This is a genomic window from Petrimonas sp. (assembly GCF_963921705.1).
GTDB classification, from domain to species: Bacteria; Bacteroidota; Bacteroidia; order Bacteroidales; family Dysgonomonadaceae; genus Petrimonas; species Petrimonas sulfuriphila.
Genome location: NZ_OY997410.1, coordinates 914,626 through 935,175, shown reverse-complemented (window position 1 = coordinate 935,175; position 20,550 = coordinate 914,626). Strand labels below are relative to the sequence as shown.

Sequence of the window (20,550 nt, the reverse complement as noted above, 5' to 3'; positions counted from 1 at the left end):
AAAATTCAGCTGCATACAAATATGCAAAACTTGAATGAATAAGATACAAGACTAGTAACATTGATGAAAGGAGAGATCATGAAGCTAAGCGTTATTTCAATGACAGGTGTGTTGGTGGTAATTCTGTTCGCATCTTGCGGATCACCCTCAGCCGGAAAATCAGGTGTAGGAAGGTGGGTGAGCTACAGCGGCGACAAAGATGTAGAGAAAAGAGTCGATTCGGTTCTGGCCCTGATGACCCTGGAGGAGAAGATCGGACAAATGACACAGTTCTCCGCTAATTGGTCCATCACGGGCCCGGTTATGTCGGACGACTTCAAGCCTTACCTTGAAAAAGGACTTGTAGGCAGCATTTTCAATGCTACCTCGGTAGAGGGTATACGGAAAATGCAGGCAGTTGCCGTTGAAAAAACACGATTAGGTATCCCTATCCTCTTCGGGCAGGATGTAATCCACGGATACAAGACCATCTTTCCCATTCCACTGGCGGAAGCCTGTTCCTGGGATCTGGAAATGATGCGTAGAACCGCAGAAATTGCTGCTATTGAAGCGGCTTCGGACGGAATCAACTGGACTTTTGCCCCGATGGTGGATATTGCTCGTGATGCGCGTTGGGGGCGTGTAATGGAAGGTGCCGGTGAAGATCCCTACCTGGGCAGCAGGATTGCTGAAGCACGCGTCATCGGATTTCAGGGGGGAGCGGACGGCAAGGCACTGGGAGAGCTACACACCCTGCTGGCCACGGGAAAACACCTGGCAGCTTACGGTGCCGCCGAATCGGGCAGGGACTACAACCCTGCCGAATTGTCGGAACACACCCTCAGAAATATTTATCTCCCGCCCTATAAGGCCGCAATAGATGCCGGGGTGGGCACGATGATGGCATCCTTCAACGAAATCAACGGTGTGCCGGCAACGGCAGACAGGTGGCTGATGACCGACATACTGCGCGGAGAATGGGACTTTACCGGCTTTGTGGTAAGCGACTACACCGGTATAAATGAGCTGGTGCCTCATGGGGTTGCCGAAGATGAGAAGCAGGCTGCAGAGCTGGCCGTCAACGCCGGTATCGACATGGACATGACCGGTGCTACCTTTATCAAATATCTTTCTCAATCGGTGAGGGAAGGAAAAGTATCGGAAGAAGTGATCAACAACGCAGCAAGGCGTATCCTGGAGATAAAGTTCCTGTTGGGACTGTTCGATAATCCTTACCGCTATCTTGATGAAGAGCGCGCTAAACAGAATACAATGACTCCGGAATTTATGGAAACGGCACGAAAGGCCGTTACCTCTTCGGTGGTGCTCCTGAAAAACGACAACCGGCTACTGCCCATCACAAAAGAGAGCGGAAAGACGGTTGCGCTGATTGGCCCCCTGATGAACGACTCCATCAACCTGAACGGTGAATGGGCCGGCCTGGGGGACCGTAATAAGAGTGTCCCTATTCTCAAAGGGCTCATGGAAAAATATAGAGACACTTCGGTAAAGTTGCTCTTTGCAGAAGGATCCTCCATCACCGGAACAACGCCCGGCAAGATTGCCGAAGCGGTGTCCGTCGCACGTAGAGCAGACTTGGTGATCGCCGCGATGGGAGAAGATTTCAACTGGTCGGGTGAAGCCGCCGTACGAACCGACATCCGCCTGCCGGAGCCGCAACGTGAACTGTTAAAAGCGTTAAAGGCGACCGGGAAACCCCTTGTGTTGATTTCCCTGAGCGGACGCCCTCTCGACCTGTCCTGGGAAGATGAAAATATGGATGCTATCCTTCAGGCATGGTTCCCGGGAACACAGGCCGGTCACGGCATTGCCGACGTGATAGCCGGCGACTACAACCCCTCAGGAAAGCTGGTAATGTCGTTCCCCAGGAACGTGGGACAGATCCCCATCTATTACAACCAGAAAAATACCGGCAGACCGGTAGACCTTTCAAACGAATCGACCGATTACAAGTCGAACTACCTAGACACCTCCATCACCCCCCTCTATCCCTTTGGTTACGGATTGAGTTACACCACATTTTCCATCAGCAACGTGAGTGCAGATAAATCATCGATAAGGACAACCGGAGACAAGATGGTAGTTACGGCTCATGTCCAAAACACAGGCGACATTGACGGAGAGCTGGTGGTACAAGTCTATGTGCGCGATCTGGTGGGCAGCGTCACCCGTCCCGTGAAAGAGCTGAAGGGGTTTCAGAAGACAGCCCTCAAAGCCGGTGAAACCAAGCAGGTTAATTTCGAGTTGAAATCCGAAGACCTGGCTTTCTACGGTACCGACGGAAAGAAGAAGACAGAGGCTGGCGATTTTGTACTGTGGGTAGCCCAGAGTTCGGCAGACAACAGCAATAGAATTCGTTTTTCTGCAAACACCCCGGATAACGCGAGATAACATCATTTTAATGAATCTTAAGATGTTCATGCGAATGAATTCACTATTTTTGTAGGTTACAAAGATTAAAGCATGGACGATAAGACTCAACATCCGATAAATGCCGCGTACCGGGGTACACTCATGGATACGCTGGGCATCACCTTCACACACCTGTCTCCCGGCCGCACGGAGGCAGTAATGCAGGTCGATAAACGAGTATGCCAGCCGTTCGGTTTGTTGCACGGGGGCGCCACACTGGCCCTTGCGGAATCGGTGGCCGGACAGGGATCGTTAACCCTTTGTGCGCCGGACGAGATGGCGGCAGGCATACAAGTCAGCGGCAACCATATTTCACCGGCAAAGGAAGGTGACCAGGTGCACGCCGTAGGAACGCTCGTTCACCAGGGACGCTCCTCCCACATTTGGAATATTGACATCTTCACTTCAGCAGGCAGGTTGGTTTCAACTGTCCGTGTGGTGAATAGCATACTGAAGCGAAAATGAGCGGAGAGGAGAAATACCTGACTCTGGATGCACTGATTGAACAGGATGCCTACTTTGCAATATACCGGCTACCTGGAGAACAGGCTCCCCGTTTTGCGATGCAGACCGGCGAAAATGCCCTGCTGTTGAACGACGTCGAAGAGTTGAACGGTCAGCACGGGTTTGTCATCGCACCCTTCCGGATAACGGCCTCGTCGCCGCTCATCCTAATACGTCCCGATTGTACGGATCTCTGCGAGGCAAACACCAACTTTAGGAACAAAAAGTGGGGGAAGACGGATACAGAGTTACAGAAAAAGAGCAAAAAATCCGACTACAGCCTTATTTTTCAGCGGTTTCATGAACCACTTCTTACCGGTGAAATGGAAAAACTGGTCCTGTCAAGGAATCGGACGATGGAGAGGGAAGAGGCTTTTTCACCGGGACGATCCTTTTTCAGGGCGACAGAAAAGTATCCCCACTCCTTTGTATACCTGCTCCATACCCCCCAAAGCGGCACCTGGCTGGGAAGCTCACCGGAGATACTTCTGGCAGGCTCAGGAAACGAGTGGAAAACAGTTGCCCTGGCGGGCACGCGATACCCCAATTCAGGAAAAGTATCGTGGGACGACAAAAATCTCCGTGAACAACACCTGGTCACATCCTACATCTTGAAACAACTGACGTCCTTTCAACTGGCTCCGGAAATAAACGGCCCATACACCATCAAAGCAGGGGCCCTGGCCCATCTGCGGACTGACTTCAGTTTCTCACTTCCCGACAACCGGAAAATTGGAACCTTGTTAAAGGCGCTCCACCCTACTCCCGCAGTATCCGGGCTTCCCAAAGAGAAAGCTTTTGAATTCATAGCGGATCATGAAGGGTACGACCGCAGTTACTACACCGGTTTTTTAGGCATACTGGATCCGTCGGCAGAGACAAACCTGTACGTCAACCTCCGGTGCATGCAGATTGGAAGAAGCTGGCTCACATTATTTGCTGGCAGCGGACTGCTCGCCTCCTCTACGTTCCGGGATGAATGGAAGGAGACGGAACAGAAACTCAAGACAATGGCAAGCATCGTTAAATAAAAACAGCGCAATGTATTCAGACAAGAAGAGCGTATTACAACTGGTGGCCCTGCTTAAAGCTCACGGCATTACCCAACTTGTGCTCTCTCCCGGATCACGTAACGCACCGCTGATCCACTCCTTTACAGCAGACAACGACTTCACCTGCTACAGTGTGGTAGATGAACGAAGCGCCGGCTTCTTTGCCCTGGGAATAATACAGGCACGGCAACAACCGGTGGCGGTATGCTGCACCTCCGGCACGGCAGCGCTCAACCTGGGCCCTGCCGTGGCAGAAGCCTACTATCAGCAACTACCGCTGCTGGTGATCTCTGCCGACCGACCGTCGGCATGGATCGGCCAAAGCGACGGACAGACCATTCCCCAAAGCGGCATGTTTGAAGGGATGGTACTCCGGTCGGTACAACTACCGGAGGTTAAGGATGAAGAAGAGGAGTGGCACTGCAACCGGCTAATCAACGAGGCAATCCTGTCCCTCGACAATAATGGCATCTTCGGTCCGGCGCATATCAATATTCCCCTCTCTGAGCCGCTCTTCTCGTTTGGGTACAAACAACTCCCGCAAGTAAGGGTGATCCGCCGCTCAAAGGGAATACTCACCCTTCCACAGAAGGAGGAAGAGTCCTACACAACCCGTTACCGACTGGCAACCAAAAAGATGATTATCGTAGGACAGTTGCCTCCCGGCCACGGACTCGCAGAATTGCTGCAAAAAATATCGGATGAGCAGGGGGTGGTGGTGCTGGCCGATCGGCTCTCCAATATACCTACCGGCCCTTTTGACCGTTTCGACGCAATGCTTCGTACGTCGGATGAAGAGGAGTTGCTGGAGCTGGTTCCCGAACTGGTAATCATGCTGGGAGGCCACATTGTCTCCAAACGGCTGAAGCAGTTTATCCGCAAAACCGGCGTCAACGCACTCTGGCAGGTTACTCCATCGGGTGAAGTGAGCGACACTTTCCAGAAACTGACTGACGTCATCCGGTGTGACCCTGCCGCTTTCTTGCAACGGCTGGCAACATTGTCGGCCGAAAGCATAGAAAACCGCTACCGGGAACGCTGGGAGAACGCCGTAGTGACAATCACACCTCCGGAAGCGACCTACTCCGACATCGGCATAACCGGTCACTTCCTACGACAACTACCGGGAGGATCTGCCCTACACCTAGCCAACAGCCAGGCCGTCTACCTGACGCAGCAGTTTAACCTCCCAGCCGGTGTTGACCTCTTCTGCAACCGAGGCACCAACGGTATCGAGGGTTCGCTCTCTACTGCCGTGGGTTATGCCGCCGCATCGGAAAGGCTCACCTTTCTATTGACAGGTGATATGAGTTTTTTTTATGATATGAATGGACTCTGGAACCGGCATTTATCACCCCACCTGCGCATCTTGCTGAACAACAACGGTGGAGGAGGTATCTTCCACACCTTGCCCGGACTCAACCGGTCAGAAGCGTTGGATGGTTTTGTGGCTGCTGCGCACACTACAGAGGCCCGAACATGGGCAGAGCAGAGGGGCTTCCTTTGCCTCACGGCCCGCAACACAGAAGAGTTGCAGCAACAATTGCCACTCTTCATGAACCATAAGGGAGACCGGCCTGTTCTACTGGAGGTGTTCACCTCTATGGAGGAGAACAGCAAACATATCGCATCCTATTATCAACAACTTAAAAACAACAGAAAATGATACGGAGAGAATGGATTACCATCAAAGAATACGAAGATATCCTCTTTGATCTTTACAACGGAATTGCACGAATCACCATCAACCGGCCGCGATACCGCAACGCCTTCACCCCAACCACGACCGGAGAGATGAGCGACGCCCTGCGCCTTTGTCGTGAGATGGAAGAGGTAAGTGTAGTGGTGCTCACCGGTGCGGGTGACAAAGCCTTCTGCTCGGGTGGCGACCAGAACGTAAAGGGTAAGGGAGGCTATATCGGCAAGGACGGTGTTCCACGCCTCAACGTGCTGGATGTACAGAAACAGATTCGCTCCATTCCCAAGCCGGTGATCGCCATGGTAAACGGCTACGCCATCGGCGGAGGACATGTACTGCACGTAGTGTGCGACCTGACTATCGCTTCCGAGAACGCCATCTTCGGACAAACGGGCCCCCGCGTGGGTAGCTTCGACGCCGGTTTCGGATCTTCATACCTGGCCCGCATCGTGGGACAGAAAAAAGCACGGGAAATATGGTTTCTCTGCCGCCAGTACAACGCACAGGAGGCGCTCGATATGGGACTGGTGAACAAGATAGTGCCTTTCGACCGCCTCGAGGATGAGGTGGTGGAATGGGCCGAGACAATGATGCAACACAGCCCCCTGGCGCTGCGCATGATCAAGGCCGGGCTCAACGCCGAACTGGACGGACAGGCAGGCATCCAGGAGCTGGCGGGAGACGCCACCATGCTCTACTACCTGACCGAGGAGGCACAGGAAGGGAAACAAGCGTTCCTGGAAAAACGGAAACCCGATTTCAAAAAGTTTCCCAAACTACCCTGATCCGTTTACACCGTGTTTACTACCGAGATCATCCCTCACACACTTCGGTTCAAACAACCAGCCGGCACTTCACGCGGCGTATACCGCGAGCACCGGGTCTGGTATGTGCTGTTTCGTAACAACAATGACCCTTCCCACATGGGTATCGGCGAGTGTGCACCGTTACCGGACCTGAGTTGCGACTATGACGACAACTACGCAGAGACACTCAGCCGCTTCTGTCGGATCACGGAGGAACAGCAGCAGGTGGAAACTGAACTGCTGCGCCGCTACCCCTCCATCCTCTTCGGACTGGAGACAGCCCTACGGCATTACCTGCAACATTCATGGCAACTGTGGAATAGCCCTTTCAGCCGCGGCGAGGAGGGTATTCCCATCAACGGACTGATCTGGATGGGAAGCTTTGACAGGATGAAGCAGCAGGCTAAGAACCTGCTTGAGAAGGGGTTCCGCTGCATCAAGCTGAAGATTGGGGCCATCGACTTCGATCAGGAGCTTGAATTGCTTCGTTATATCCGTATCAGTCATCCCAGTCTAACCCTCCGAGTGGATGCCAACGGTGGATTTGCACCCCAGGAGGCAGGGGAGAAACTGCAAAGGCTGGCTCCATTGAAAATTCACTCCATCGAACAGCCCATCCGGGCGGGGCAGTGGGAGGAGATGGCCCGGCTCTGTAATGCCACACCCCTGCCCATCGCGTTGGATGAGGAGCTCATCGGTATCCATTATCCGGATGAGAAGAGGAGACTGCTGGAAACGATACAACCGCAGTATATCATCCTGAAACCCTCACTGCATGGCGGCATCAGCGGCTGCAACGAATGGATCGCACTGGCTCGAAAGCTGGGAATCGGCTGGTGGATTACCTCCGCCCTGGAATCCAATATCGGGCTCAACAGCATCGCCCAGTGGTGCGCCACCCTCGGCAACCCCCTGCCTCAGGGACTCGGCACCGGCTCGCTATACCTCAACAACCTCCCCCTACCATTGGAGATCAGGGACGACAGTCTATGGTTTAAAACGTCAGGGAACTTTCCCGACAAACCCCTGCAGGAGTATGGAAAGCATAACGATTGAGGGGATCCGCTATCCCCGGGAAGAGTTAGTTAGTGAAACTCCTCCGAGGTTTGCCACACGGTCGCCCTTCCACCATAAACTCTCGCTTTTTCTGAGAGAGTGGTACTCTCCCTCTCTACTGCTCACGTTGCATACATCAGGCTCCACCGGTAAACCGAAAGAGATAATAGTACGTAAGGATCAGATGCTGCAGAGCGCGGCGATCACCTGCGATTACCTGGGATTGAAAACGGGTGACACGGCACTGCTCTGCCTGCCGTTGGAGTACATTGCCGGGAAGATGATGGTGGTGCGCGCTCTCTACGGTGGTTTCAATTTGTTGGTAGCAGATCCGTCCGGCCATCCGCTTACGGAAGACAGGCAACAGATCAACTTTGCCGCAATGGTTCCACTGCAGGTATACAACTCCCTGCAAAGGAAAGAGGAGAAAGAACGGCTCACAAGAATCGACAGGCTGATTATTGGCGGAGGGGCTATCGACCCGCAACTGGAAGAAGCGCTGAAAGATCTCCCCAACGCCATCTACTCCACCTACGGAATGACCGAGACGGTATCACACATTGCGTTGCGCAGAATCAGCGGCAAAGAGGCCGACGATCGGTATACTCCTCTACCGGGCGTTCAGGTGAAACTGTCGGACGAAGGAACGCTGGTGATCAATGCCCCGCGGGTAGCCGATAAGCCACTAACTACCAACGACATCGCGGAGATAGGGACAACGGGAACTTTCCGCATCCTGGGTAGAAAAGACAATGTAGTCATCAGCGGAGGTATCAAAATACAGATAGAAGCGGTAGAAGCGACATTGCGTCCACATATAGACGGGCCGGTTGTATTTACCTCCGTACCACACCCGAAGCTGGGCGAGGCATTGGTGTTGCTGATTACACCAGCATCAGCTATTGCCCGGGCCAGGGAGATATGCTCGCACCACTTACCCCGCTTGCAACAACCGTTGCATATTCTTATGGTGGAGGCAATTCCACAAACCGGAAACGGAAAAACTGATCGGGCTGCAGCAAAAAGAATGGCATCGAAACGGATTCCAATGCCAGGTATATCTTAGGATTTCCTCCCTTTCTCACCGCGGGAAGAATTAAAACCCCGAGGTTTTTTATCGTCTCCATACGTACGTTTCCCGCTTCTGCTTTCAGTACCGGAAGAACGTCTCTCTGGCATATGTCTAGCCGGCCTATCATCCCTCTCAAAGAGGGGTCTTCCGGTTTTGCTTTCTGTTCCGGAGGGACGCCTGCTCGGGGTGAATGATTTCTCCGGTTTATCGTACTCACGTTTGGACTTAAACTCGCCTTTTGGTTTGAATTCATTCCCTTCCCCGGCAGTCCTGGAATGGCGGTATCCCTCTTTTTTAGGACGGTCATCCCTTTTTCCTGAAAAAATTTCATATCCCCGCATTTCACATTCCAGCGCACCGTTAAAAAGAAAAAAACGTTTGGAATGTTTCAACCCGATACTGTCGAAGCATTCTTTCCGATAACTCAGCACATAGGCGTCGTATCCGGTAAAGACATGCTTCAGCCGCTCCCCAATCATGGCGTACAGTTCCGTAAGCTCATCCACCTTTATCCTTTCCCCGTACGGCGGATTCGTGATCAAAACTCCTTTCGGGGCAGGTGGCTCCACATACTGCTGAAAAGGCTTTACACTTAGATCAATCTGTTTCTTCAATCCGGCGTTCCTTATATTTTTTTCTGCAGTGGAAATCGCTTTAGGTGAAATATCCGAACCCACAATCCTGTACGGAAAGTCACGCGAACCACTATCGTCGTTGTAAATGTCACTGAAGAGGTCTTCGTCGAAGTCGCTCCACTTTTCGAACCCGAAACTCTGCCGGTGGATGCCGGGAGGAATTCCCAAAGCGATCATGGCCGCCTCAATCAACAATGTACCCGATCCGCACATGGGGTCAACGAAAGTGCTTTCTCCGCGCCAGCCCGACTTGAGAATCATGCCGGCAGCCAGCACCTCATTCAGAGGCGCTTCGGTTTGCGCAATCCTATAGCCCCGTTTGTGGAGCGATTCTCCCGAACTGTCTAGCGATAATGTACATTTATTGTGTGCAATATGGATATTGAAAACAATATCGGGATTGGTCACACTCACCGACGGACGTTTTTCGTATCTTTCGGAAAACCAGTCGGCAATAGCATCCTTCACTTTATACGCCACAAACTTTGAATGGTTAAAAATGTGGGAAAACACTACCGCATCAATAGAAAATGTCTTGTCGAGCGACAAATAATCTTCCCAGTTGAGTTGTTTCAGGGCATCGTACACCTCGCCGGCATTTTCAGCTTTAAAATTATAGATTGGTTTCAATATGCGCAAGGCTGTACGGCAATGCACGTTCGCCTTGTACATCAAAGCCTTGTCGCCGGTAAAGGAGACCATTCTTGTGCCAATTTCCACATCGTTGGCACCCAAAGTGATCAGTTCTTCAGCCAGTACGTCTTCGAGCTCTGCCATGGTCTTGGCAATCATGGGAAATTGTTCTCTCTCCATCATCAATTCAAATTAAATACCGGCACAAACTTAGATAAAAAAGTTGAAAATTTATACACGATCCAATAAAAATCGGTAAGCCCCCGATAAACTACCTCATTTAGCTTAAATAGTTTTTCCCACTTTGTCGGCAAACGTATTTTTTATGAAGCCTGTAAGCAAAGAAGGATTCCTGGCGATACTGGAATGCCAACAGAAGAGCGGGTTAAGCGTTAAGGATTTTTGTGCGAACGAGTTCTATACAAAATTATTAACTTTGTTTGGCAACCACATGCAAGGAACAAGGGGTGAATCCTCGGGAGTGGTTCGTCGATGTGATGGGCAGGATGCCCTATTACGGAAGCCGGAAAATGATGAAAACCTGAAGAAGCTTTTGCCGAATTACTGGGAAAAGGAGGAACCCGGCGAATCTCCAGTCAAAATCCAATAATGCTCTAATAAATATCCATAGGAACTCTAATAATACACTGACAATTTACTAGAGATCCCGCCATTGTTGGAATGAATAATCAAATCAAATCCGTGGGTGCGTATGCTCCGGAATAATCAAGAGGTAGTTGAGCAGGTGCTTACAACTTTATCTATGGTTGAGTAGTTATCTTTTTTTTTCGTCTATTATCTAAAACAATATAAATTAAAGGTAATATTCCTACTGAATTAACGATACCGATAAAAATAAACCAAGTGAGATGGCTGTTTCGAGCAGCTTTCCATAAAGCAATCATTTTCCAAATAAAGTCCCATAATACTATTGGGAGAAAAACTTCAAGAGGAATGCTACGTAAGAATTCAGATATTTCAGACATAATTTTTTCAAATTTTAATGTGTATAATATTAGTTCTCATTTATATTTATAACAGAAATTATTTCAGAATAATCATCATTATGATAAATCAAACCCTTTGAAAAATAATCATTTAATACATTAATTATTTCTTTCAGTTGAAAATCATGACCATATTTTGTGAATATTGCACTATGTAATTGTTCCAAAGTTATAGGAGAATTTGTATTTTCTAAAATATAATATTCTATGGAATCAATCAAGATATCAATGACATTTATTTCTTTGAAATTTATGTATTCATGAAAAAACACATGATTTTCTTGATAAATCAACCTGTATGAATACTTATTCTTTCTATAATAAAATTCGGTCATATCAAAAATATCCCATGCACATTCATTATTCACATAGTTATAAACAGATTTTTACATCAATCGAATCGGTTGATAATTGTGTTTGTCATTTATTTTGTTTTTAAGGACATATCTGCTCGTTGAATTAATTGCAAGGCGACTTGGTGTTTGATGTAAATATAAGTCAGACCTAAAAAAACGGAGGAATTTAATGTTGTTTATTGCTTCTAGAATGTCTCTTTCAGTCTCCTCAATTAGATTTGCAATAACATTCATACCTGTCACTTTTATATTGCTTTGTATTGCTATTTTTAATGATACTTAAACTATTTATCTGGATATTAAATTGAAAATAAATACATTAACAAAAGAGGACAATGAAAACTAATTTGTGCCTCATACTTAGATAAATGTATTTTCCAGCCTATCACAACATACTTTTTTTAACAGCCTAGTGAGTGTTTTCTACTTTTATATTTTTATAATAAACTATCCTACAACAAACTAATTAGGGACCAGCAAAGAATATTTTTGTTTTCTCACCGCAAGCAGTAGAAAATTAAACTACAGTAATACATAATAGTAATTATTTTCAATGTTAAAAACATCTAATATAACACCCAAATATTTTAACATAATTATCATTAAAAGCTAGGTAAAAACAAATTAATCAATATCACAGAAGAATTATTCAAAGGTATCCGAGCTTACACACATTCCACGGGCCAAGTTCCCTTTTCGGAGTGCTATAGGGTTGAACGGCGTAACGAGAAAGTTCGAAATATCATCGGGCAAGTTCCTCGTATGTTGATACGTACGGCATCAGCATCATGGGGGGTAACTATATTTATAGCGCAACCCCTCATTTTCACTAACTTACCCAAACGAAAGTTTTGGGCACCCAACTTTACTTTACAGAATCGATACTCAAAAAAAGAGGGACGCCACTTGTCAGCAACATCCCGGGATCGTTCATCAAAATCGAATCGTATCTTCAATAGTAAGGATGACCTTGTTCAACTACTGCCATGCGTAGGAAGCGTAATACGGCTCTCCGGGCTCACCTCCTCGTCAAAGCATTTCTTCCCATGAAGTCAATCTGCGTTATTTCGCTAATTCCCATAATCAAGCGATATGATTCCTGATTTGCCATACTTTATCATTGTGGCTACAATCGGAAAAGCACTTATGAAAAGTAAGCGAGATGGACAAAGGAAAAGATATTCCGTAAAAAACAATCCGACTTAGGATCAATGTTACAACCGAACCTTGATCTTTGCCGCTTTTCCTTCGTTCTTAAACGCATCTAATGCCGTCACCGCATAAGTATATTTGTTTCCTCCTCCTTCGTAGGGCAACACGTAGAAATTGTCGGGAGTTACCGCTACAATATTTTCGGCCCGATCGAGGTCTACTTTTTCGTTGGCACTGAACCGATAAATAACAAACTGCCTGGCGGTTTCGGGATTTTGGGGCTGTCTTCGGTGCTCCCAGGCAAGAAAGTGCATATCTTCGGTAAAAATCTGCGTAAGTTTTTTCACTTTGACAGGACGTCCTTTGTGTAGGTGAGTATAGGCCGGGATAAGCGCTTTGGCACGATGAGCCCCCGCTTTGAGCGCATCGGCAATTCCTCCGGAATTTTCCAGAATTAGGTAACCGTACCAGAAGCAGCTACCGTGCACAAATGACATTTCACGCGATTGACGAATCTTTTCATCCAGTTCATTTTTATCCATGCTGCGCTGCAAATCTTGGCCGATATAGAGTGGTTGACCGAAGTTGTTGGCATTCCACCATTGAAGCAACGTGGTGTAGTCGGCACGTTCGTGTCCGATTTCCCAATAAAGTTGCGGGAGATTATAATCGATCCATCCTTTTTCCACCCACAGCTTGATATCGGCATAGAGGTCTCCGTAGTTTTCCAATCCATTGGTATCGCTTCCGGAGCCGTCGGGTGTGTTTCGCTTGTTGCGGTAAATACCGAACGGGCTAACACCGAAACGTACCCACGGTTTTGTTCCCGCAATGGTGTATTTGAGTTGTTGGATAAGTAGATTCACGTTGTTTCTCCTCCAATCGGCACGCTGTCCCGCAGAAAATCCCTGAGAACCGGCATACGCATTGAAACTGTTATCATCAGGAAAAGGAGTTCCGGCAATGGGATAGGGATAAAAATAGTCGTCCATATGAACAGCATCCACATCATACCGGGAAACGATATCGCGAACAACCTGGCAAATAAAGCTCCGGTTCTCCGGCAACCCGGGATCAAAAAAAAGTTGATTTCCGTATTGGACAAATCGTTCAGGATACTTCCAGTAGATATGGCTGGGAGCAAGCGGGTTATTGATATTTGTTTTTACCCGGTAAGGGTTTAGCCAAGCATGCAGCTCCATTCCCCGTTTATGACACTCTTCTATGAGGAAAGCCAGGGGGTCGAAACTGGGATCATCGGGAGATTTACCTTGTACACCCGTCAAGAAACGGCTCCAGGGTTCGAGATCCGACGGATAGAAAGTATCCGCTTCCGGACGAACCTGGAAAATAAGTGCGTTGATACCCGCTTCGTCAAACTTACGTACCATTTCGGACAAATAGTGTTTCATGGCTGCACTGTTCATCTGCTGATAACGGGATTGCCCGACGGTTTGCACCCAGACCCCTCGAAACTCGTGCTTGGGAGAAGTATCCACAGTGCGGATCAACGATTGTCTTGATGCTCCACAACTTAATACCAGGAGCGCTGTAAAAGCGATTAACGTGATTCGAAAATAGTTCATTACTTAAAAATTAGAGGGAACAAACAAAGAGTCGTCACTTTCCAGCAACCCTTCAACTACCCGTTGTTTAGGATAAATAACAATACGGCTGTGGTGGGGAAAACGCTCTTCGAGACGGGTAGGTAAATGATCAAGTATGGACATGTGTGAAAGGTATCCCTGGTGTGCCGATACGAAAATAATCATATCGTCTTCCCTGATATTGTCGCCACAGGAAAGCGGATCGTGCCAATCGACAAACTGTTTGAAGATGAAGGGGGCTCCACCGTTTTTCTTGCTTGATATCACGGCTTGTGTATCGGGATGTCCAAGGTGCAGAACGGGGACAGACAACTCCTGAGACAGCTTCACCACTTTTTGAAGCCATAAGTCGAATCCGAGTTCTCTTTCCACAAGCGGCGGAGAAATCACTACAATGCGCTTGTGAGTAATCAACTCCTGTTCGATGTGGCATATAAACATGTTCTTATCCACATTCTTGATGATCAAATCTACTTTATCTCCCAACAGTTTTTCCAGCACTCCTGTTTTTCCAGGCCAACCCAAAATCACTATATCCGTCATCAACTCACGGGCAGTACGAACAATTCCGCTTGCCGCATTATGGTCAATGGTAGTAACAATGTCCACATCAATTTCAGCAGCCACGGCGTTTTGTACGAATTCCTTCAACTGTTTGCGAAAACTCACAATATTTTTTTCGGCTTCCTCATTATTGGGCACCACGCCTAGCAACGAAACCGCATTCACCGATCTCTTGTCTTTCATCAGCAAAGCAAGCTCCACGTGGTGTCCAATATTTGACGGATTAGCAATGGGTACCAGAATTTTCTCCTGCGCAAAAGCGCCTAAGTCGGATTCGGCAAACGGAGCATTCTCCTGGCTTATAGCAAGTTCTTTGGCCGATTTCTGCGTAACAAGCGAAGCAACAATACAAGTCAGTAAGATCAGAATAATCGTTCCGTTCAAAATATATTCATCCAGGATACCCGCATTATATCCTACAATAATAACCGCGATGGTAGCTGCAGCATGAGAACTGCTTAATCCGAAGATAATGTTCCGCTGTGTTACCGAGTACTTAAAGATAACCTGCGTAAAAAAAGCGGCTACCCATTTTCCGAAAATAGCAGTAACGGTAAGTGCCAAAGCAATTAACACGGTTGTTAGTCCATTGAATACTACCGATATATTCACCAACATCCCTACGGAGATCAAAAAGATAGGAATAAACAATGAGTTTCCAAAAAACTCTATCCGGTTCATTAAGGCCGATGAATGCGGGATCAACCTGTTCAGAGCCAGTCCCGCAGCAAAAGCACCAATAATCGGCTCAATCCCCCCGAGTTCCGCCAAAAAGCCGCAGAAGAACACCACAAACAGTACAAAAATGTAATGCAGGTATTTCTCCCCTTCGGCTTTCTGGAAAAACCATTTGGTAATTCGTGGAATGAGCAGGAAAACAATAGCGGAAAAAACGATCAGCGACACCAGCAATTTCAGCAGGAAGATCAGATTTAGCCCGCCATCACTGCTGGATAAGATAAGTGCAAGAATAATCAAAACGGCCGTATCAGTCAGGATGGTACCTCCGACCGTAATGGCAACCGCCTGATTTTTAGCGACCCCCATTCTGCTCACGATAGGATAGGTGACCAATGTGTGCGTAGCAAACATACTGGCCGTAAGGAAACTAGCGTTTATGTCGTACCCCAGCAGGTAGTGGCATACCGGGAATCCAATGGAAAGCGGAAGGATAAAGGTGAAGAAACCAAAGACAAGGCTTTTGTTTTTATTGGCGACAAACTCGTTCAAATCAAGTTCCAACCCTACGATAAACATAATGTAAAGCAATCCGATCGTCGAGAACATCGACACACCCGGGTGATTATTATCGATAAGATTCAGTCCGAACGGGCCAATGATCACTCCCGCAACAATAAGTCCGATAATACTCGGCACATTGAAGCGTTTCAGCAAAATCGGAGCCAGCAAAACAATAGCCAGCAACACCGCAAAGATAAGAACGGGATTGGTAAACGGCAGTGTAAATTCGTGCGTTATATCCGAAAAAAAATCGTTCATCGGTGGTGTTATTCTGATTCTTCCAAATTTCGTGATTTGCAAAAATACGGAAAATATTTCAATAAAGTCGTTATCTTTGCAGGTTGAATTCCAATTTATGAGCAGCGAGAAGCAAATAGAACTAAAAGGAGTACGCGTCAATAATCTCAAAAACATCGACGTAATTATTCCCCGGAATGCATTTACCGTTATCACGGGTCTCTCCGGTTCAGGGAAATCATCCCTGGCATTCGATACGCTTTATGCCGAGGGCCAGCGCCGCTATGTAGAAAGCCTCTCGGCTTACGCCCGCCAGTTTCTTGGCAGGATGAACAAACCCGAGTGTGATTTTATTAAAGGAATTCCACCGGCCATAGCCATTGAACAAAAAGTAAACACCCGAAATCCCCGCTCAACCGTAGGTACCTCTACCGAAATTTATGAATACCTGCGGCTACTCTTCGCCCGGATCGGTAAAACAATTTCGCCCGTTTCCGGTGATGAGGTAAAAAAGCACACCGTCAGCGATGTCATTGCCAAAATGCTTCAATACCGGGAAGGAACACGTATGGCGGTGCTTTCGCCCATACAACTGCGAAACGGAAGAACGTTACCGGAGCAACTGGACGTTTTAATGAAAGAGGGCTTTTCGCGTGTGGATGTGGGCGATACCTTTTATCGGATCGACGAACTCTTGGCACAAAAGACAATACCGGATATTCAGGATGTCCTGTTGGTTATTGACCGGTTGTCCTGTTCGGGCGACAAATCGGTCGTCAACCGGCTGTCGGATTCGGTAGAAACCGCTTTTATAGAAGGGAAGGGCGAGTGTATCGTCCGTTTCTGGACACAAGACGGTGCAGAAACTTTTACTTTTTCGAACCGTTTCGAAGCGGATGGGATCACGTTCGAAGAACCGTCGGACCTGATGTTCAACTTCAACAGCCCGGTAGGTGCCTGTCCCAAATGCGAGGGTTTCGGAAAAGTAATTGGAATTGACGAAAACCTGGTTATCCCCGACAAGAGCCTCTCGGTTCAGGAGGAGTGCGTACAATGCTGGAAAGGCGAAAAAATGAGTGAATGGCGCAAAGAATTCGTTTTCAACGCTTATAAAGTCGATTTTCCCATTCACAGGGCATATTACGGGTTGAACGATGAAGAGAAAGACATCTTATGGAACGGGCGTCATGATCTCGGCATTTACGGGATCAACGATTTTTTCCGGATGCTGGAAGAGAATCTTTATAAAATTCAGTACCGGGTGATGCTGGCGCGGTATCGCGGAAAAACCACCTGTCCGGTTTGCAAAGGTGCCCGGCTGAAAAAAGAGGCCGGATTCGTGAAGGTAGGCGGGAAAAATATAAGCGAACTGGTTCTCTTGCCCGTTACGGAGTTAAAGTTGTTTTTTGACACACTTATACTCAATGAAACCGATGCCGCCATTGCTGAACGGTTGCTTACGGAGATCAACAACCGTATCCTGTTCCTGATTGAGGTAGGACTTGGTTACCTGACACTGAACCGGTTATCAAACACCCTTTCGGGAGGAGAAAGCCAGCGAATAAACCTGGCCTCATCCCTGGGAAGTAGCCTGGTTGGATCACTCTATATTTTGGACGAACCGAGTATTGGGCTGCACTCCCGGGATACCCACCTGCTCATTAAAGTGTTACGCCAGCTGCAGCAACTAGGCAATACCGTGGTAGTGGTGGAACATGACGAAGAGATTATCCGGGCAGCAGACTATATTATTGATATCGGCCCCGAAGCGGGGCGACTAGGTGGAAGAATCATGTATCAGGGCAATGTATCGGAGTTGGTGAAAAACACCGGCAGCCATACGGTGAGGTACCTGACGGGGGAAGAAAAGATTGATGTTCCGAAACACCGCCGCAAATGGAACAACTTTATCGAAGTGAAGGGTGCACGACAAAACAACCTTAAAAACATAGATGTGAGATTTCCGTTGAATGTCATGACCGTGGTAACAGGTGTCAGCGGATCGGGAAAATCTTCGCTGGTAAACGATGTGCTAAGCAACGCTTTACACAATTACTACAAAGGAAGTGCATTGGAACAAACTGAATTTAACGCCATTTCCGGCGATTTAAAACTTGCCCAATCGGTGGAATTTGTCGACCAGAACCCCATCGGCAGATCCACGCGTTCCAATCCGGTCACCTACATAAAGGCATACGACGAAATCCGTAAGCTATTTGCCGCTCAACCGCTTGCCAAACAGATGGGATATACCCCGGCACATTTCTCGTTCAATGTAGAAGGCGGAAGGTGTGACGAGTGCAAGGGTGAGGGTACAATTACAGTGGAGATGCAGTTTATGGCCGATATCCGGCTGGAATGTGAATCGTGCCACGGCAAGCGCTTTTCTCGGGAAATCCTGGATGTTGAATACAAGGGATTTAACATCCACGAAGTGCTGGAAATGACCATCAACCAGGCAATCGAGTTTTTCGGCGCGCAGAAAGGCGCAACGGAAAAGAAAATCACCAAAAGGATGCAACCGCTACAAGATGTAGGGCTGGGCTATATCAAGCTCGGACAATCCTCTTCAACATTATCGGGCGGAGAAAATCAGCGTGTAAAATTAGCGTTTTACCTGGGTGAAGAGAAATCGGAACCCACTATTTTTATTTTTGATGAGCCTACTACTGGACTACATTTTCACGATATCAAAACACTGCTGAAAGCATTTAATGCACTTATAGAAAGAGGGCATACGGTCATTATTATCGAGCACAACATGGAAGTAATTAAGTGCGCCGACCACATCATCGACATAGGCCCGGAAGGCGGAATATCCGGTGGCTATATTGTCTGTGAAGGCACGCCTGAAACAATTTCTGCATGTAAGGAATCGCATACGGGCAGGTTCTTACGGGAGAAGCTAACGTAGCAGATTTACAAATTCCTAACTACCCAATATACCATTATTCCCGATATCACAAATATAGCCGCCCATTTACCAAAAAGCAGTTTCTCCCATTTCGGGAAACGGTGTTTCCCATTAAAAAAAGCCAGGTAAAATCCAAACAATAAATACGGAGACAAGAACAGGATAAGTGCATTCTGTGAAAAAGCGCTTTTTAAGTCCAGGTGCAACATATCATGAATAGCGCGTTGAGAACCGCATCCGGGACATTCATATCCGGTAGCCAGAAGAAACGGACAACGGGGAAACACAGCCATTTCCTCGGGGTCGAAGAGATAAAACATAAAAGCAACTGCCACAAGCAAAAGGCTAATGGCAGCACCTATAACTATTTTACCCGTCTTGGTCAATCCAAATTAAATCTCGTATCCAGATCCGCTAAACACCTCACTTATGCCGGCCATCGACACGCCAAAAGCGATAATGAGAATTATGGCAACAATCCACAGAACTACCCAGGCAATACCTATCCACATGGCAATTTTTGTCCATTTTCCGGCCTGACCGGAAGCTTCCAGCGAGCCAGTATAGTCACCGCGGGCATAAAGAGATTCTACCTTTGAGGCATGCACAATCCCTATAATTCCGAGAAGACTGAATATACTGCTGCAGAGTAAAAACGGAAGTACAGTGGCTAAGATAGATTCGATTAGCCACGATTTAGGCATCGGCTGTTGTTGCAGAGAGCCTCCGTAACTCAACGGTTGGGCAGGCGGGGTCACGGGTTGCGCAGCCGGTTGAGGCGGATAATAACCTGCATTATCAACAAAAAGGGTATCCAATTCGGCAACGTTCGAAGCACGTACCCATTCGCTCATCCCTGGCGCCCACACCAGCGTATCTTTTTTGATGTTTTCGCTTTTCAACTCTTCGGGTGAAAATGTGCCTTTTTGTTTTCCTTCGCTGTCAATGTAAAAGTAACGGTTCATAATCGTAATGTTTTATTTGTAATCTTCAGGTGTAATGTGTATTATTTTTAGTATGTTTCCCGCGGAATCGGTATAAATATAATCAATTTTAACTTCGTTTTCCGTGAAAATTTTCAAGTCAGGATTCAACCTGAACGCCTCCCGGATATTGTTTTTCGTTTGCTCTTCCACAGCCCGGAGCATCGACTGAGGTTCAGCTGTATTCACCAGTTGATACCGGTACTGAAAAACATTGCCTTCCGTTACATCTGCCCCCAGAAAAATGGTATGGTCATCGAGTTGAGCCGGTACGGACTTGTTGAGGTTATCAGCCATTTCCACCAGTTTCCGATGCAATCTTCCGTCGCCTGAACATTGTAAAAGTAGTAAGGAAAACCCAATTAGAAAAATGAGGTGAAATTTATTCCGCATAACGTAAAATCTTGATACAAAATTAAAAAAGTTTGCGTAGGGTAGAAAATATTTTGTAATTATTTTGCGGAAGTTTATGAATATCCCCCTAAAAAAGATTTTGGCAGGATATCTCGCGACATCCTGCCAAACATGTTAACCTTAAATCTAATACTATTATGAAAAAACCACGTTGCAAATATAAAAAATAAATTAAAAGCCTCCAAATTTTTTCAATAAAAAATTA

At 47.4% G+C, this 20,550-nt stretch carries 15 protein-coding genes and 1 pseudogene; 9 read left to right on the top strand and 7 right to left on the bottom strand.

All coding sequences use genetic code 11. From position 1 onward, the window contains the following. Nucleotides 1-63: 63 nt before the first annotated feature. The 7 genes and pseudogenes from AACM02_RS03920 (at nucleotide 64) to AACM02_RS03890 (ending at nucleotide 8,595) form a co-directional block, all read left to right on the top strand. A complete protein-coding gene (locus tag AACM02_RS03920; RefSeq protein ID WP_339116123.1) occupies nucleotides 64-2,391 on the top strand; it encodes a glycoside hydrolase family 3 N-terminal domain-containing protein in 2,328 nt (775 codons plus the stop codon). Between the two features lie 120 nt (nucleotides 2,392-2,511). Beyond that, nucleotides 2,512-2,877: pseudogene (locus AACM02_RS03915) on the top strand (PaaI family thioesterase); the annotation flags it as partial. After that, nucleotides 2,874-3,947 (top strand): isochorismate synthase, encoded by a 1,074-nt coding sequence (locus AACM02_RS03910; protein ID WP_339116122.1) that lies wholly within the window; start codon nucleotides 2,874-2,876, stop codon nucleotides 3,945-3,947. The pseudogene AACM02_RS03915 and the gene AACM02_RS03910, both read left to right, overlap by 4 nt. Before the next feature lie 10 nt (nucleotides 3,948-3,957). Then, on the top strand, nucleotides 3,958-5,634 hold the full coding sequence (gene menD / locus AACM02_RS03905; RefSeq protein WP_332457164.1) for a 2-succinyl-5-enolpyruvyl-6-hydroxy-3-cyclohexene-1-carboxylic-acid synthase: 1,677 nt from the start codon (nucleotides 3,958-3,960) through the stop codon (nucleotides 5,632-5,634). Next, a complete protein-coding gene (gene menB, locus AACM02_RS03900) occupies nucleotides 5,631-6,452 on the top strand; it encodes a 1,4-dihydroxy-2-naphthoyl-CoA synthase (protein WP_214062211.1) in 822 nt (273 codons plus the stop codon). Before menD ends, menB begins: the two co-directional genes overlap by 4 nt. 12 nt (nucleotides 6,453-6,464) lie before the next feature. Further along, the gene (locus AACM02_RS03895) at nucleotides 6,465-7,529 is read left to right on the top strand and encodes an o-succinylbenzoate synthase (protein WP_332457166.1); all 1,065 of its coding nucleotides are present in this window, start codon (nucleotides 6,465-6,467) and stop codon (nucleotides 7,527-7,529) included. Then, nucleotides 7,510-8,595 (top strand): AMP-binding protein, encoded by a 1,086-nt coding sequence (locus tag AACM02_RS03890; RefSeq protein WP_339116121.1) that lies wholly within the window; start codon nucleotides 7,510-7,512, stop codon nucleotides 8,593-8,595. The genes AACM02_RS03895 and AACM02_RS03890 overlap by 20 nt, the downstream gene beginning before the upstream one ends. Here AACM02_RS03890 and AACM02_RS03885 read toward each other — a convergent pair. Beyond that, a complete protein-coding gene (locus AACM02_RS03885) occupies nucleotides 8,592-10,049 on the bottom strand; it encodes a THUMP domain-containing protein (protein ID WP_339116120.1) in 1,458 nt (485 codons plus the stop codon). The genes AACM02_RS03890 and AACM02_RS03885 overlap by 4 nt on opposite strands. 145 nt (nucleotides 10,050-10,194) lie before the next feature. Between AACM02_RS03885 and AACM02_RS03880 the strand changes: the two genes are divergently transcribed. Then, nucleotides 10,195-10,479: a hypothetical protein gene (locus AACM02_RS03880; protein ID WP_339116119.1), complete on the top strand. Its 285-nt coding sequence runs from the start codon at nucleotides 10,195-10,197 to the stop codon at nucleotides 10,477-10,479. Nucleotides 10,480-10,630: 151 nt separating this feature from the next. Here AACM02_RS03880 and AACM02_RS03875 read toward each other — a convergent pair whose 3' ends face one another. The 3 genes from AACM02_RS03875 to AACM02_RS03865 all read right to left on the bottom strand — a co-directional run bounded on the left by AACM02_RS03875 (nucleotide 10,631) and on the right by AACM02_RS03865 (nucleotide 16,055). Next, nucleotides 10,631-10,855: a DUF5652 family protein gene (locus AACM02_RS03875; protein WP_339116118.1), complete on the bottom strand. Its 225-nt coding sequence runs from the start codon at nucleotides 10,853-10,855 to the stop codon at nucleotides 10,631-10,633. Between the two features lie 1,591 nt (nucleotides 10,856-12,446). After that, nucleotides 12,447-13,970 (bottom strand): family 10 glycosylhydrolase, encoded by a 1,524-nt coding sequence (locus AACM02_RS03870; RefSeq protein ID WP_339116117.1) that lies wholly within the window; start codon nucleotides 13,968-13,970, stop codon nucleotides 12,447-12,449. 3 nt (nucleotides 13,971-13,973) lie between these two features. Beyond that, a complete protein-coding gene (locus tag AACM02_RS03865; RefSeq protein ID WP_214063744.1) occupies nucleotides 13,974-16,055 on the bottom strand; it encodes a cation:proton antiporter in 2,082 nt (693 codons plus the stop codon). A 97-nt stretch (nucleotides 16,056-16,152) separates the two neighbouring features. Between AACM02_RS03865 and uvrA the strand changes: the two genes are divergently transcribed. Beyond that, on the top strand, nucleotides 16,153-18,948 hold the full coding sequence (uvrA, locus tag AACM02_RS03860) for an excinuclease ABC subunit UvrA (protein WP_339116116.1): 2,796 nt from the start codon (nucleotides 16,153-16,155) through the stop codon (nucleotides 18,946-18,948). A gap of 5 nt (nucleotides 18,949-18,953) precedes the next feature. Here the strand turns inward: uvrA and AACM02_RS03855 are convergent, their stop codons facing one another. Genes AACM02_RS03855 through AACM02_RS03845 form a run of 3 tightly spaced genes read right to left on the bottom strand, consistent with a single transcriptional unit; the run spans nucleotide 18,954 to nucleotide 20,228 of the window. After that, entirely contained in the window at nucleotides 18,954-19,334 is a 381-nt protein-coding gene (locus AACM02_RS03855; RefSeq protein WP_214062430.1) for a DUF2752 domain-containing protein, read from the bottom strand. 6 nt (nucleotides 19,335-19,340) lie between these two features. After that, nucleotides 19,341-19,913 (bottom strand): GYF domain-containing protein, encoded by a 573-nt coding sequence (locus tag AACM02_RS03850; RefSeq protein WP_214062431.1) that lies wholly within the window; start codon nucleotides 19,911-19,913, stop codon nucleotides 19,341-19,343. A 12-nt stretch (nucleotides 19,914-19,925) separates the two neighbouring features. Beyond that, nucleotides 19,926-20,228 (bottom strand): hypothetical protein, encoded by a 303-nt coding sequence (locus AACM02_RS03845; protein ID WP_339116115.1) that lies wholly within the window; start codon nucleotides 20,226-20,228, stop codon nucleotides 19,926-19,928. Between the last annotated feature and the right edge of the window lie 322 nt (nucleotides 20,229-20,550).